10 protein-coding genes are annotated in these 15,072 nt (G+C 66.5%); 3 read left to right on the forward strand and 7 right to left on the reverse strand.

Annotation, left to right across the window (positions count from 1 at the left end; translation table 11 throughout):
• Nucleotides 1-25: 25 nt before the first annotated feature.
• From JOF56_RS36260 to JOF56_RS36285, 6 genes are all read right to left on the reverse strand, one after another.
• Entirely contained in the window at nucleotides 26-1,078 is a 1,053-nt protein-coding gene (locus tag JOF56_RS36260; protein WP_209643941.1) for a histidinol-phosphate transaminase, read from the reverse strand.
• Between the two features lie 22 nt (nucleotides 1,079-1,100).
• Nucleotides 1,101-2,324, reverse strand: coding sequence for a styrene monooxygenase/indole monooxygenase family protein (locus JOF56_RS36265; protein WP_209643942.1), 1,224 nt, complete (start codon nucleotides 2,322-2,324; stop codon nucleotides 1,101-1,103).
• Nucleotides 2,325-2,369: 45 nt separating this feature from the next.
• On the reverse strand, nucleotides 2,370-3,185 hold the full coding sequence (locus JOF56_RS36270) for an SDR family NAD(P)-dependent oxidoreductase (RefSeq protein WP_209643943.1): 816 nt from the start codon (nucleotides 3,183-3,185) through the stop codon (nucleotides 2,370-2,372).
• Between the two features lie 45 nt (nucleotides 3,186-3,230).
• A complete protein-coding gene (locus JOF56_RS36275) occupies nucleotides 3,231-5,468 on the reverse strand; it encodes an Rv1355c family protein (protein ID WP_209643944.1) in 2,238 nt (745 codons plus the stop codon).
• A 121-nt stretch (nucleotides 5,469-5,589) separates the two neighbouring features.
• Entirely contained in the window at nucleotides 5,590-6,792 is a 1,203-nt protein-coding gene (locus JOF56_RS36280) for a helix-turn-helix transcriptional regulator (RefSeq protein ID WP_209643945.1), read from the reverse strand.
• Nucleotides 6,786-7,988, reverse strand: coding sequence for a LuxR C-terminal-related transcriptional regulator (locus JOF56_RS36285; RefSeq protein WP_209643946.1), 1,203 nt, complete (start codon nucleotides 7,986-7,988; stop codon nucleotides 6,786-6,788). The genes JOF56_RS36280 and JOF56_RS36285 overlap by 7 nt, the downstream gene beginning before the upstream one ends.
• Nucleotides 7,989-8,181: 193 nt before the next feature.
• Between JOF56_RS36285 and JOF56_RS36290 the strand changes: the two genes are divergently transcribed.
• A complete protein-coding gene (locus JOF56_RS36290; protein ID WP_209643947.1) occupies nucleotides 8,182-10,455 on the forward strand; it encodes a LuxR C-terminal-related transcriptional regulator in 2,274 nt (757 codons plus the stop codon).
• Between the two features lie 18 nt (nucleotides 10,456-10,473).
• On the opposite strand, the gene JOF56_RS36295 is transcribed toward JOF56_RS36290, so the two are convergent.
• Entirely contained in the window at nucleotides 10,474-11,901 is a 1,428-nt protein-coding gene (locus JOF56_RS36295) for a sulfatase family protein (protein WP_209643948.1), read from the reverse strand.
• 81 nt (nucleotides 11,902-11,982) lie between these two features.
• Between JOF56_RS36295 and JOF56_RS36300 the strand changes: the two genes are divergently transcribed.
• Both JOF56_RS36300 and JOF56_RS36305 read left to right on the forward strand, forming a co-directional pair.
• The gene (locus JOF56_RS36300) at nucleotides 11,983-12,597 is read left to right on the forward strand and encodes a TetR/AcrR family transcriptional regulator (RefSeq protein WP_209643949.1); all 615 of its coding nucleotides are present in this window, start codon (nucleotides 11,983-11,985) and stop codon (nucleotides 12,595-12,597) included.
• The gene (locus JOF56_RS36305) at nucleotides 12,590-15,055 is read left to right on the forward strand and encodes a beta-glucosidase family protein (protein WP_209643950.1); all 2,466 of its coding nucleotides are present in this window, start codon (nucleotides 12,590-12,592) and stop codon (nucleotides 15,053-15,055) included. The genes JOF56_RS36300 and JOF56_RS36305 overlap by 8 nt, the downstream gene beginning before the upstream one ends.
• Nucleotides 15,056-15,072 lie beyond the last annotated feature (17 nt).

The following is a 15,072-nucleotide window of genomic DNA, read 5'->3' on the forward strand; positions in this document are numbered from 1 at the left end:
GAGGCCTCCGTTCCGGTTTGGGCGGTCAGGAACTGGTGAGCCATTTCTCGGTGAGGTCGAGGAACGCGTCGTTCTGCTCCGGCCGGCCGATCGTCACGCGCACCCCTTCGTCCGGGAACGGGCGCGTCACCACGGCGCCGGCCAGGCAGTGCTGCGCGAAGGCCGCGCTGGACCTGCCGAGTGGGAGCCACAAGAAGTTGGCCTGCGACTGCGGTACCGCGAAGCCGAGTGCCCGCAGCCGCTCCGCGACCCGTTCCCGCTCCGCGACGGTGAGCTGCACCCGTCGGGCCACCTCGCCGGCGTCGCCGAGCGCGGCGATTGCGGCCTTCTGCGCGAGCGTGCCGAGGCTGAAGGGCACCTGCGCTTTGCGGACCTGTGCGATGACCTCGCGAGGGCCCACGCAGTAACCGACGCGCAGTCCGGCCAGCGCGTACGCCTTCGAGAAAGTCCGCAGCACCACGACGTTCGGGCGGTCCCTCAGTGCCACGGAGGCGTCGAGGGACCTGCCCGGGTCGACGTACTCGCGATACGCCTCGTCGACGGCGATCACGACGCGTTCGGGCACCGCTGCGACGAACCGCAGGAGCCCTTCCGCACCGAGCGCGGTCCCTGTCGGATTGTTGGGGTTGCAGACAAAAATCAACCTGGTGCGGTCGGTGACCGAGGCCGCCATGGCATCCAGGTCCAGCGCGTCATCACGCAGTGGGACCCGCACGGCCGTCCCACCGGCGACAGCCGTGAGCATCGGGTACGCCTCAAAGGACCGCCAGCCGAAGATGACCTCCGCGCCGGGTTCGACCACCGCGTGCAGCAACTGGCCGCACACCTCCGACGAACCGGCGCCCACCGCCACCTGGTCGGCATCGACGCCGTGGTGTGCCGCGATCGCCGCGACGAGCCTCGTCGACGCCATGTCCGGGTAGCGGGACAGGTCGGCCTGTGGGGCACGCAGCAGCGCGGCGACGGCCGGTAGCAGCCCATACGGGCTCTCGTTGCTGGCAAGTGGTGCGGCACCGGGAATCTGCTTCGCCGGTATGTAGGACGGCAGGCCGGTCAGCGCAGCGCGCAAGGCAACCATGGGTTGTCCTTTCGGGAATTACTTACAGCGTTTGCAGGTACCGGCGAGCGGTGTCCGGTTCCACCAGCCATTCGCCGTAGTCACTGGGGTTGTCGAACATTGCCGCGAAACGGTTGGCCACCTGGGGGTGGAACTGTGCCGCCGTCAAGGTCTCCAGTACGTGATCCTTTGGCGGGAGGAGAAGGTCGTTGCACAGTCGGGTGGCATGCCTTGCGTGGTCCCAGTATCGGGCGTAGCAACGCGCCATGAACTCCGCGTCGAACTTCCCGTTGCCGTGATCGACGATCGAGTCGAGGTAGGACACGGCACAGTGAATGGCATTGTTGGCGCCCTGACCGCCAATGGGATCGTTGGTGATCGCCGTATCACCCATTGCCAGGACGTGACGACCGGAAGGCAGAGTGCCCACGGCATTGCGGACCACGGGCGTCACCCGGCCGATCAAGGAATCCATGGGGCCCGCCGGTCTGGCGCCGGCAAAGGGCTCTGCGTCCCAGGCGAAGTACTTGCGGACGAGGCTTTCGAAAGTCGCCCATTGCTCGTCTATGCCGGTGATTCCCTGCCAGATGTCCAACGGCCCGCCTGGGATGCCGGACAGGCAGAGGCCGTAGACGGGTCCATGAACGGAAAGTGTCGGCATCCAGTAGAACTCGCCCACCCCGTGCCGGATGTTGAACGTCACCTGGGGTGGAAGTTCTGAATCTCCGGCGGTGGACACATAGATCAGCGCGAGGGCTCGCTGTGGTTCCTCGTATGGGGAGTTCTCCGCGTCGCGCTTGAACAGGGTCGAGAACTGATCTCCGCGTCCGGCCGCGACAAGTACGAGGTCGTACTCGGCGGCATATTTCTCCAAATCGTCGGTGTCGGCTCGCCGGATGTGCAGTTCGCCGCCACGGCTGACGAACTCGTCCAGCCAGCGCGACATCTTCAGGCGTTGATCCACCGAGCTTGGCGGATCCTCGAATTGGGATACCCACGTGACGGAACGACCGCGGAAGTCGTCGTCACCTATGGAAAAGCAAAGATTCGATATGGGCGTCACCTCGTCGTCCCAGAAGTGCAGACCAAGCTTTCGCTCGTGACTCAACGCCGTTTCGAAGAGGCACTGGCCGGACATCACGCGCCCGGTCCTGATCGCCTCGGCCGAGCGGTCCGACACAACCGTGACGTCATACCCTGCCTGCTGCAACCCCAAGGCGGCCAGCAGCCCGGACTGTCCTGCGCCGACTATTGCGATGCTGCGCAATTCACCTGCTCCTTCCATACGGGTGAGGAAATGAACTACTTCGGCCTACCGGCCGGCCATCGTGCCGCCGTCGATGCGGTAGTTGGCGCCGCTGATGTAACCGGCCCTTGTCGAGCACAGAAAAGCCACGAGATCCGCGACTTCTGCCGCGTCGCCCATCCTGCCGACCAGATTCCTGCGAATACCCGACATGAGAGTGGCGCGTACCTCAGGCCAGGTGTTTCCCAGACCGGACCCGGCAAGGTCGCCTTCTTCGAATATCCGCACCAGTCCTGGCGTGTCGATCAACCCCGGGCTCACGCAGTTGACGGTGATTCCGCTGCCCTCCAACGTTCTCGCAAGCCCTACCGAGAAGTTGAGCAGCGCGGCTTTCGACGCGCCATAACTGATCTGAGAGCCCGGCGGTGGAGCATCCGCGGAGACACTCCCGATGTGAACGATGCGCCCCCAGCCACATTCCTTCATCTGCGGAAGCACGTTCCGCACGAACCGGACGGCGCCCAGAACATTGACATCGTAGAGATCGAGCCATTCCTCGTTCGACGTCTTCTCCCAGTCCGGAAAGAACCTGGGCATCCGGCCGGCGTTGTTGATCAGGATATTGACCGGGCCGTGAGCCGCCTGGGCTTCTTTGACGACCGCTTCGACCTCGTCGTCGTTACGTACATCGCCGATGACGGTGGCAACCTCGGTTCCGGTGCTCGCGACCTTCTTGGCCACCCTTTCGACGCAATCCGCGTCACGTCCGTGAAGCGAGACACGGATCTTCTCCTCGGCAAGCCGGTCCACGATGGCAGCGCCGATTCCACTGGTTGATCCTGTCACCAAGGCGTGTGGCACAACTGCATGCAATTTGGACACCAACCATTCCCTCGATTATCCGGGATGTCGAATGGATGTGCGGGCTTATGGCAGCCCGGGGGTGAGCACCGATTCCGCCGGCAGACGCAGGGACCGCGTGGCCGGGCCGGTGATCCGGGTGAGCCGGAACAGGAGTGCCATCGGACCGTTCGGCTTTGGCATCACCTTGTGGAAGCGTGCGCGCAACTCGCGTAGCTCGGCTGCCTCAGCGGCGTTGAAGACCTTGACCGACGGGCCGTCGAGCATCTCGAACATGTGGATCGGCGAGGTCATCGGGTGCAGTCCGAGGCCGAGTTGCTCGGCCCGCAACCACGTCCGTTGCATCGCACGGCCACCCGCGAGCCAGCTTTCCGGGGTGTCGTTGTCGATCGACAGCAGGACCATGGCCGACGCGCCGGCCACCGCGATCTTGGCGTAGTCCGCGAAGCGGGCACCGCCGCCGATGTACCGAAGCCGGGCGGCGATGTCCGTCCGGGTGATGACCCGGAACGGCTCCTCGAGACCCGTGGGGAGCGCCAGCGATTCGAGAGTGATCCCGTCACGTGCCTCCGGGGCCGGACCGAACCGGAGCTCTCCCACGGCCTCCTCGTGCAGATGCGGGTTCAGCAACCGAATCCGGTCGCAGGCGCCCACGATCCCGCCGAGCTCGTCCAGTTCGTCCGGACTCAGGCTCAGATCCAGTTGCGCGCCATGATGTTTCGCGGGAGCGGTGAGCTCGGCGATCTCCTCGGCCGTCAGCGTCGACCGCGTCCCCGGGGCTCGGTGCGTCCGGCGTTCCCGCAACGCCCCGAAGAGGCTGTCCGGAGCCGAAGCGTCGGGCTGAGTGGTGATCTCGGCGACGACATCCGAGCGAGGGAACGGTTGCACCGTGACCGCCAGCCCGCGGGCCGTGGCCGCGATGACCATGTTCTCCACAGCCGCGCCAAGCGCCAGCCGCGCCGCACGGCCGTGTGGATCCATGATGCTCTCGCTGCGCTCGCGGTCGTGGGCCACCCAGATCCGGTCCTCGTTCCAGTAGAAGTGCCATGGCTGCCTGTTCCCGCTGGATGGCGCGAGAACCGCGTGATCGACGAGGTATCGCACCAGTTCGGGCGCTCGCGTTGTCGATTCCACGTGGGCCAGGCCGGCTCGCGGGAGTTGCGCCGGCCGTGTGGCCTTCGGCGCCGGACTCGGCTCCCGGACACTGGTGTCAAGATCCAGATATCGTCGGCCGGATGGCAGCGGCGTACCGAGGGCGAGGCAACGGACTGCCGTGGTCACGGCGGCGCCGCCGAGAACCACGTCGCTGGCCAGCTGCGGCCAGCTGGAGATCGTCGATCCCAGCTCCACGAAGGCCGCCCCGAGGTTGGCGGACATCCCGTCCTCGTTGAAAAAGCGCAGGACGGCCGCGTACTTGCGGGCCATTTCCGCGTCGTCACCCTCGCGGAACCCGCCTTCGCCGACGTCCGGCGCATCACCGGTGCGGCCATGCAGGAACGGGCGCGCGGGCTCGAGGTCGAAGCGTTCGATGTCGAGCATCCCCCGGTCGCTCGTGTTCATCACCACGGGCAGCCGGAGCGACCGGGTCCACTGGCGCAACAGGAACTTCGTGTTCATCGAATCGCACTGGTCGATGAGGGCGTTGAGCGGTGGCCCGAGTTCCGGGCCGCCGAGCATGAACTTCTCGATGGTGTCCGCCTCGATGCCGCCAAGCACCGAAACACCCAGGTAAGGATCGAGCTCGGCGATCTGTTGCGCGGCGATCACGGGTTTGGCCAGGCCGATGTCGTGCACACCGGCCCGGATGCGGTTCATATTGGACAGTTCGAGCGTGTCGAAGTCGGCGAGCCGGATGTGCCCGACCGTGCCCTCGAGTGCGAGCGTGAGCGCGATGACATTGCCCACCGACAGACCCGCGATGCCCACGGTGAACCCGACAAGCCGGGACGTTTCCTTCGGCACACTCTTGGGCCGGTTGCGGTCGAGGCGCAGTTCACGGAACTCGTCCGGCGGCAGAAGCCGCACAAGCCGCCCCGACCATGGGTAATAGACCCAACGGCCGTACTCTGACAGCGGAACCCCGGCCAGAATCTCGTCAACTCCGTCGGATTCGCAGTCGTCAGCAGGACAACGGGCCTTTGCGAGGTCACGTAGCTGCATCTGGAGGGTGTCACTCGTCTGGAACACACGCCCGGAGGACACCAGCTCGTCGAGCTGCCCGCGGTCTTCGGCGTCGGACGGGTCGAAGATCGTGGGACGCCACGGAATCGATGTCAGTGCGCTACTTCTGTCAGGTGAATTCATATCCATCCCTTGGTTCGCCGGCTCGGACGACTGATCCCCAAGGCAGATTCCATCGAGGTGCCTTCACACCGGCAATCGGTCAGAATGCGTAGACCGGTGGCTGGGATACGTACGTAGTGCGTCAGTCGACGGCCTGCTGCCATCCGGCGAGGTCGATGCGTGACCGTAGGTTCAGCTTGTGCAAGATCCGGTTGACGTGCGTCTCCGCGGTGCGCTGTGCGATGCCCAGCCGGATGGCCATTTCCCGGTTCGTCAGGCCTTGGGCAGCCAGTGTCGCGACCTGCTGCTCTCGTTTGGTGAGCTGATCTTCATCCCGATTGGCCTCCGCGTGTTCGGCCGGCCGCATGAAGTAGGCGCTGTGCCGAAGCGACAACTCGCTGTCCATAGACGACGCTTGGAGTTGCTCACGACCGTACTCGCGCAGCGTGTCCAGCATCCAATACCGTTCTGTGTCCGTGACCACAATGGATCTGTCGACCAGCCTGGAAAGTGCCTCTTCGGTGCCGTCACAAATGCTTTCCGCGGCCGCTGGGTCGAATGTGCCACGGAATACGGAAAGCCGCGCCCACAGCAGCCGATCCGGCGTACTGCACAGCTCGTAGCTCCGTCTGACCGTCGCAAGCAGTGATCGATGGCGCGGTGGTCCGAACCCATTTCTCCGGACGAGCAGCCGAAACCGGTCGTCTGCTTTGGAGAGTATTTCGTGCAGCGGCAGGACCCGCAACCACGCCGCAGCCAGTTCGACAGCCAACGGAAGCCCGTCCAGGAGGCGGCACAGGCGGACGACTCTCGCCCAATTGTCTTCATTGATCACGAATCCGGGCCACGCGGCCACGGCCCGGTCGGCGAACAGCTTGACCGCATCCAGATCCCTCGCCTCGGTGAGATTCCGGACCTCAGGCACTGTGAGCGGACCAATCCGTAACACTCGCTCCCCGGGCTGGCTGAGAGGCCACTGGCTGGTCGCCAGTATCCGGACACCGGGCGCCGCGTCCAGCAGTGTGCGAGCGAGCCGTCCGCATGCTTGTGCGACATGCTCACACGAGTCCAACAGTAGCAACAGGTTCTTGTCGCGGAGGTTCGCGGCGAGCGCCGTCGTGACGAGGTCCGGATCGTTGATGGCGTCCAGTTTGGCCAGTACCACGCCGTCCGCGTAGTTGGCGCTCACCTGGCGGGCAGCCCGCATCGCCAACCGGGACTTGCCCACCCCTCCCGGCCCGGCCACGGTGACCAGCCGGCTGGACTCCAGCAGTGAGATCGTCTTGCCGAGTTCGGCTTCCCGCCCGATGAAGGTCGTCGTCTCGGCGGGCAGCTGGTTCACCATGACTCCGAGGTACGTGCCCGCCAGCCGACAACCTGGACACGGGATGTGAAACCCAGCTTCTGAAGGATGTTTCGCACATGAGTGGTCGCTGTACGCGGGGATATCACCAGGCTCGCGGCGATCTCCTTGTTGCTGGCCCCGTCCGCCAGCAGATCCGCGATCTCGAGCTCCCGCTTGGTCAGCACTTCCGCCGCGGGCGGACTCTGGCTGGTCAGCTGATCTTGCTCGCTGTCCGGCGCGGACGCATCGGCCAATCCGAGAAGGTCTTGATGCGCTCTGCGTACCTGTTCCAGATAGCCACTTTCAGCGAGCTTGCACAGACCGTACGCACGCACGGTCTCAAGCATCAGATAGCGTGCGACGTTCTCGTCGTCACGTCGCAGGATGGACTTGTCGACCAGACCGGCGATCAGGTCAAGCAGATCGTCCTGTGTGGATAGTGTGACCTGGGCGGCCGCCTCCAGCGTGAAACCTTCATGGAAAACCGAAAGCCGGGCCCACAGTGCACGTTCCGCTGGTGAGCAGAGCTCGTAGCTCCAGCTGGCCGAAGCGGCAAGCGTCCGCTGGCGCGCGGGCCGAGTGGGACTGTGACCGCTCGGCAGGCGGAGCTGGTCGTCCAGCCGGCGCAGGATCTCTTCCGGCGCCAGCACACGGAACCAGGTCGCGACCAGTTCGATGGCCAGCGGGATGCCGTCCAGCCGCCGGCAGATCGCGACGAGGGCGTCACGGTTGTCCGGCCCCACCTCGAATTCCGGATCAACGGCGGCAACTCTGTCTGTCAGCAACTTGATGGCGTCCGGCAACACGGCCAGCGGCGCCACTGGCAGCACATATTCGCCCTCGATCCCCAGGACCTGCCGGCTGGTGGCGAGGATTCGGACAAGCGGGGCAGCGGCGAGAATGTCCCCGGCGAGCATTCCGCACGGTTTGGCCAGATGCTCGCAATTGTCCAGCACCATCAATATCGACTTTCCACGGAGCTGGCCGATGACCTTGTCCAGCGATACATCCGGCAGATCACGCAGTCCGAGCCCGGCTGCCATGACATGGATCAGCAAGCCGGGATCGCTTACTGTGCCAAGTTCGATGACCCGGACACCGTCGGCGAATTCGGACGCGATATCTCGAGCGGCCTTGTGCGCCAAGCGTGTCTTGCCGACCCCGCCCGGCCCGGTCAACGTCAGAACCCGGCTCATGCCCAACAGTGTTTTGACCATGGCCAGTTCTGACTGTCTGCCAACAAAGCTCGTCGTCTCCGCTCTCAGTTCCCGGCGAAGGCGTGGCAACAACACGTCAGTCCTCGTTTCCCGAACGGTCTACCCTGAAGGTGAATCGCATTGGGGTCAAAGACTGTTGCCCGAATAAAGGGCACTTTTCGGAGGTGTGGAAGTGCATTTGCCCACTTGCCTGCCCACTGAGACGACGACCTTCGTCGGCCGCCGTGCCGAACTCGTGGAGGCCCGTACTCTGCTGGCGGCGAATAGGTTGCTGACGTTGACCGGACCCGGCGGGGTCGGCAAGACGCGCCTGGCGTTGCGAATCGCCCGGCAGATCAGCCGGACGTTCCCGGACGGTGTGCGCCTGGTCGAGGTGGATACGGTGCACGACAACGGTTTGCTGATGCAGACCGTGGCCACCGCACTCGGGCTGCGAGACATCGGCGAGGACGCGCTGGACCGCGTTCTGGAGTTTCTGCGGGACAAGTCGATGTTGCTGGTACTCGACAACTGCGAGCACCTTGGTACGGCGTGCGGTGTGCTGGTCGCGCAGATACTGGCCGTGGCCCCGGCCGTCCGGGTGCTGGCGACAAGCCGTCACGTTCTGGGTATTGCGGGCGAGCAACTGTTGCCGGTGCGGCCGTTGCCCGTTCCTGGGACAACGGAGGCACGACAGGACGCGGTCACTCTCTTCGGTCACCGTGCTGCTCAGGCACATCCGGATTTCGTTGCCAGACGCGCTGACCGCGACACCATTGCCGGGATCTGCCGGCGCCTGGACGGCATGCCATTGGCGATCGAACTCGCTGCCGCGCAGGTACGGAACTTGTCACCCAAGGAAATCCTGGACCGCCTGGACGACAGATTCGTACTGCTGGCCGATCACAGTTGCGCTGTCCCGTCACGCCAGCAGACGCTCGCCGCCACCGTCGAATGGAGTTACGACCTGTGTTCGCCGGCCGAGCAACGACTGTGGGAGCGGTTGTCGGTCTTTCGCGGCGGGTTCACTCTGGCGGCAGCCGAAACAGTGGGCGCCGAAACAACGGACCTGGCAGGAAACCTGCTGGACTCGCTCGCCGGTCTGGTGAACAAGTCGATCGTGGCCCGCGACAGCGAATCGCGAACCGTGACGCGGTACCGAATGCTGGAGACGATTCGCGAGTTCGGCTCGGACAAGCTCGCGCAGTCCGGCATGGCGTCCGAGGCCGGCCGTCGTCACCGGGACTATTTCCTCGCCCAGACCGAACAATGGGCGGCGGCATGGTTCGGTCCTGATCAGCTCGCAGTCGCCGCCCGCACACGGGCCGAGCACGCCAACATCCGGTCGGCGTTGCGCTTCAGCCTCCAAGATCCACAAGAGACACTGGCCGGTGCCCGCCTGGCGGTGACGCTGGACTACTACTGGACCAACTGCGGTTTCTTCGGCGAAGCCCGATGGTGGATGGATCGCGTACTGCCGATTGGTGGCCTGCCTGCCGGCATCCGCCTGAAAGCACTGTGGCTCAGCGCGTACGCCGCACTCGGGCTGGGCGAAGCGGCCCGCGCGCTCGACGAGTCCGCCCAGGCCGAAGACCTGGCCCGGCAGTCGGGTGGGCCCGACGAACTCGCGCTGGTCCTGGCCACCAGGGCATTCGTGCTGGGTGTGTTCACCGGCGACCCCGTCGCGGCCGATGCCTGCTACGTGGAGGCAATCGAAAACTTCTCAAGCGCGAGCGCGATGAACGGCTACCTGATCCTCACCCACGCGGGACGCGCGATGGTGGCCGGACTGGCCGGAGGCCACGAGCGCGCGGCCGACTCGGCCCGTACGGCCATCCGGCTCGCAGAAGCCCACGGCGAGTTGTGCTACCGATCCTACGGTCTCTACGGCCTGGCGCTCGCGGAGTGGCGGCTGGGCAACTGGAGCGAGGCAGCCGGCCGCGCGCTGGACAGCCTGCGCCTCAAACTTCAGTTCAACGACGTGAACGGCCTGGCCCACACACTGGAACTGCTGGCATGGACAGCCTCGTCGGCAGGCGACGCGAAACGTGCGGCGCACCTGCTCGGCGTGGCGTCCCGTGTCTGGTCCTGGACCGGCAGCAAACCCTTGCTGGGCTCCGAATACTGGCTCATCCCGCACCGCGCCTGCGAGAGTTCGGCCCGCGCTGCCCTCGGCGAACGAGCCTTCCAAGCCGCGTTCGACGAAGGCATGGCACACAGCCCCGATCTCTCCCACGCCATCGCCCACGTCCTGGGCGAGCAACCGGCACCCGAGCCCATCCTGACCATGCGCGAATCGCAAGTAGCCGAACTGGTGACCGAAGGCGTCACGAACAAAGCCATCGCGACAAGACTGATGATCGCCCCCGGCACAGTCCAGGCCCACATGGCCAACATCCTCGGCAAACTCGGCCTCAGCTCCCGCTCCCAGATAGCGTCCTGGGTAGTCCAGCACAAGAGCATCTGACTCGACGGCTGGGGCCGGTCAGGCTGGGGTGGGCAGGTCGACCCGTGGCAGTCGTGGGTCCACCCGCTCGGGCAGTGTGTCTGCTGTTTCGACCAGCCAGCGGAGCAGGACCTGCGACATGCGGGTTTCGACCTCGGCGACCTCGGGGCGGCCGATGAGGTTGTGCGCCTCGTCGGGGTCGGCTGTGCGGTCGTAGATCTCGGCGGGTTCGTAGAGCCGCCATACGTATGTCCAGCGGTGATCCCGTACCGCGACTGCCTTGCCGACGGTTGACGGCTGGTCGTGCTGCAGCGCGCTTTTGCGGTCGTACGGGTAGGGGGCCTGTTCGAACTTCGGCTCCTCCTCGATGAGGAACCCGCCCTCGCTGAACGCGTACTCCCGGTGGCCGGCTGAAGGGTCACGGAGCACCGGCAGCAGGCTGCGTCCGAAGTGCGCGTAGCCCGCGGAAATCCCGGCCAGGTCGAACAGGGTGGGGAACACGTCGATCAACTCCGCCATTGCGTCGACTGCGCCGGCCGCGGGCACACCTGGACCGCTGATGATCAGCGGATCTCGGGTGATGCAGCTGTGCAGCGCTGACGGCCACTTCTCCACGACGCCGAAGTCGCCCAGGTACTCGCCGTGGTCGGAGAAGAACACGACGACTGTGTCCGGTCCGGCTGCGTCGACCAGTCGCCCGACGTGGTGGTCCAGTCGCGACACCATGCCCTGATAGGTGGCGGCTATCTCGCGCCACATGTCCGGCGTTGCCTCCGAGGTGCCGTAGTAGTCGCGAATTCCTTGCAGATAAGCGGGTTCAGGGCCGCTGCCGGACACGGGTGTGCGAACGGAATTGCGGTCGTGCAAGGAGAACCACGGCTCGGGTGCCTGGAACGGACAGTGCGGCGCGACAAGCGGGGCGAACAGCACCCACGGTTCGTCCCTCTGTACGGCGAGCCACTGTTCGGCGGTGCGGACGGCGGCCTCGTCGAAATCGACGTCCTGCTCGTCGTGCACACGCCCCCGGTAGAACAGGCGGCCCCAGTTCTCGTGCGGGAAAGGCGGTGACGCGGGCGCCAGGCCGTCACCCCATCGGCCGCTCGATGGTTTGGTCGTGAATCCGTGCTCGTCGACGGCCAGTTCGGTCGCGCCGGGGCCGAAGGTGTCGCCGCGGTCGCCGACCCACGTCACGTGGTAGCCGTTCTCCCGGAACGTGCGCAGGAAGTTCGGCTCGTCGGCACGCAGCGGCGTCCCGAACGAGCGGTGCCCGGCAGTATGCGGGTACCAGCCGGACAGGAATGACGCACGGCTGGGCGCGCACACCGGGTGCTGTGCGTAGGCATTGGTGAACGCAGCGCCACCAGCCGCCAGTCGGTCGAGGTTCGGGGTCTTCGCTGCGGGGTTGCCGAAGGCGCCGAGCGCGTCCGCCCTGAGCTGGTCCGCGACCACTACCAGGAAGTTCGTCACAGAATTTCTCCCAACCCTCTTGCACCTTACCGAGTACTCGGTAAGGTAATCGCGATCACACCGACTGGCAAGGAGGCGACCGTGTCCGAGGCGGCAGCACCATCGGTGCGCAACCGCAAGCCACCGGGAGTGCGGCGGGAGCAGATCCTGGCGGTGGCCACGGAGATGTTCGGCAACGCCGGCTTCCGCGGTGTGTCGCTGGCCGACATCGCCGCGCGGGTGGGCATCTCGCAGCCCGGTCTCATCCACCACTTCCACACCAAGGAAGAGCTGCTGATCGCCGCGCTGGAACGGCGCGACAAGGAGAGCAGCGGGCACATCGAGGACGCATTCCGCGACTTGTCCGCTGTGGACGCGCTGCTTTCGTTGTGCCGTCACAACATGGAGTACCCCGAGTCGATCCGGCTGTACGCGGTGGAGTCCGCGGAGAGCCTGGAGCCCGGTCACCCGGCGCGTGAGTTCTTCCTGAGCCGGTACACCCGGGTCCGCAAGGCCGTGGCCGAACGTGCCCGCCGCGACCAGCAACAAGGACGGCTCCCGGCGGAGATGGACCCGTGGACGTTCGCCGCCGGGGTCATCGCGCTCATGGACGGCCTGCAGGTCCAGTGGCTGCTCGACCCGTCGTTCGACATGTCCGCGGTGCTCGCCCTCTATCTGGAGCAGTTCCGTGTCACCGAAGGGGCAGCGAGTGAGTGAGACGCTTGAGGACCACCTCGGCACGCTGGTGGGCAAGCTCGACCTGGAGCAGAAGATCCGGCTGCTGACCGGTGCCTCGCACTGGGGGGTGCACGACGAACCCGCGGTCGGGCTGCGCGCGATGACCTTGTCGGACGGACCGGCCGGGGTACGCGGCCCGGAATGGGCCGACGGGTCGCCGTCCGCCTGCCTGCCTTGCCCCACCGCGCTTGCCGCGAGCTGGGACGTCGGTCTGGTCGCGGGCATGGGCGAGGTACTCGCCGACGAAGCGGTGCGCAAGGGCGTGGACGTGGTGCTCTCGCCGAACGTGAACCTGCAGCGCAGCCCGCTCGCGGGCCGGCACTTCGAATGCCTGTCCGAGGATCCGCTGCTCACCGGGGCGCTCGGCGCCGCGCTCGTCGGTGCGTTACAGGAGCACGGCGTGGCGGCCACGATGAAGCACTACGTCGCCAACGATTCGGAGACCGAGCGGTTCTCCGTCGATGTGCGCCTTGACGAGCGCACGCTGCGCGAGGTGTACCTCGCCCCGTTCGAGGAGATCACCCGGACCGCGGCGCCTTGGCTGTTCATGGCCGCCTACAACGCGGTGAACGGCACGACGATGACCGAGCATCCGTTGCTCGACGACCCGGCACGAGCCGAGTGGGGCTTTGACGGCGTAGTCGTCTCCGACTGGCGGGCGGCCCGTTCGGTCGCGGCCGCGGCCGCTGGCCTGGACCTGATCATGCCGGGCCCCGACGGGCCGTGGGGCGACGCCCTGCGGCGGGCCGTCGAGGCCGGTGAGATCGCTGAGTCCGCAGTGGACGTCAAAGTCAGGAATCTGCTGCGGCTCGCGGCCAGGGTGGGCGCCTTGGATTCGGTGGCCGTGACCCGGCCCATGCCGCGCGTAGACGATGTGCGTTCGCGGCTGCGGAATGCAGCGGCCGAGGGAACCGTGCTGCTGCACAACAAAGGTGCCGTGCTGCCGCTCGCCGACGTCCGGCGGGTGGCCGTGATCGGCGAACTGGCGTGGCATCCGCGGATCCAGGGCGGCGGCAGCGCCGAGGTCCGCCCGGCGCACGTCACCTCGCCGTTCGCCGGTATCCGCGTCGCGCTGCCCGATGAGGTCGAGGTGACCTACGCGGCCGGCAGCTACCTCGAGGGTGATCCGCCGCCACTGCCCGCGGCCATGCTGCGCGGAGCGGAGGGCGAGCGGTCCGTACGGGTCCGCTGGTTCGATGAAGCCGGGCACGAAGTGTCGACCGAGACCCGGGACGAAGGTGAGCTGGTACGGCTCGGCGCCCAGGTACCTACGGGTATCCGTGAGGTCGAGCTGACCACCCGGTTGGTGCCGGACGTGTCCGGCCACTGGGAGCTGGGCATCCGCGGCGCGGGCTGGATCACGTTCGAGGTCGGCGGCAGGCGGCTCCTGGACGAGCAGGTCGTGCCGACGCACGACGGGCCCGGCGCGGACATCCTCACCCCGCCCGTGCGGACCTTCGACGTGGAGCTGACCGCCGGTCAACCGGTGGAACTCCGTCTGCACCAACGGATTCCGTCCTCCGGCGTCGCCGTGACGCTCACCGGCCGTCCGCCCCGCGGGACACCCGAAGAGGAACGCGCCGCCGCCTGCCGGGACGCGGCAGCTGCCGACGTCGCGGTCGTCGTGGTCGGCACAAGCTCGCAGTTCGAGAGCGAGGGCTTCGACCGGGCGGACCTCAACCTGCCACCCGGGCAGGACGAGCTCGTCCGTGCCGTGGCCGCGGCGAACCCGAACACGGTGGTCGTCGTCAACGCCGGTGCACCGGTGCTGCTGCCGTGGCGGGACGAAGTGGCGGCGGTGCTCGTGACGTGGTTCGGTGGCCAGGAGGTCGGGCACGCGCTCGCTGACGTCCTCATCGGACGGTCCGAGCCAGGTGGCCGGCTGCCCATGACGTGGCCGGTCAGGACGGGGGACGTGCCGGTGCTCGACACCCGTCCCGTGGACAACCTCCTTGCGTACGAGGAGGGCGTGCACATCGGCTACCGCGCGTGGCTGCGTGCGAGCACCGAGCCGGCCTACCCGTTCGGGCATGGCCTTGGTTACACCACCTGGGAGCTGACCGAGACCCGGTCACAGGTGACACAGGACGGCGCCGTCATCACGGTCACGGTTCGCAACACAGGCGACCGGCCGGGTAAACAGGTCGTGCAGGTCTATCTTGCCCGCCCGGACTCGGCCGTCGACCGGCCCGCCCGCTGGCTGGCCGGCTTCACAGTCGTCCACGTCGATCCACAGGGGACGATCGAAGTGGACATTCCGGTAACCCTGTCCGCCTTCCGGCACTGGGCGGGCGGCTGGGTGGTCGAGCCAGGCGTCTTCGACGTCCTCGTCGGGTTCTCCGCCACAGAGATCCATGGCACGACATCGGCCGAGATGCCCGCGGGCATCCGGCCAGGGGGAAGCACCAACCAAGTTCCACCACCCGGGCAGCGGTAGCCCGCGTTCACTCCAGT

It is taken from the genome of Kibdelosporangium banguiense, from assembly GCF_017876405.1.
Classification (GTDB): Bacteria; Actinomycetota; Actinomycetes; order Mycobacteriales; family Pseudonocardiaceae; genus Kibdelosporangium; species Kibdelosporangium banguiense.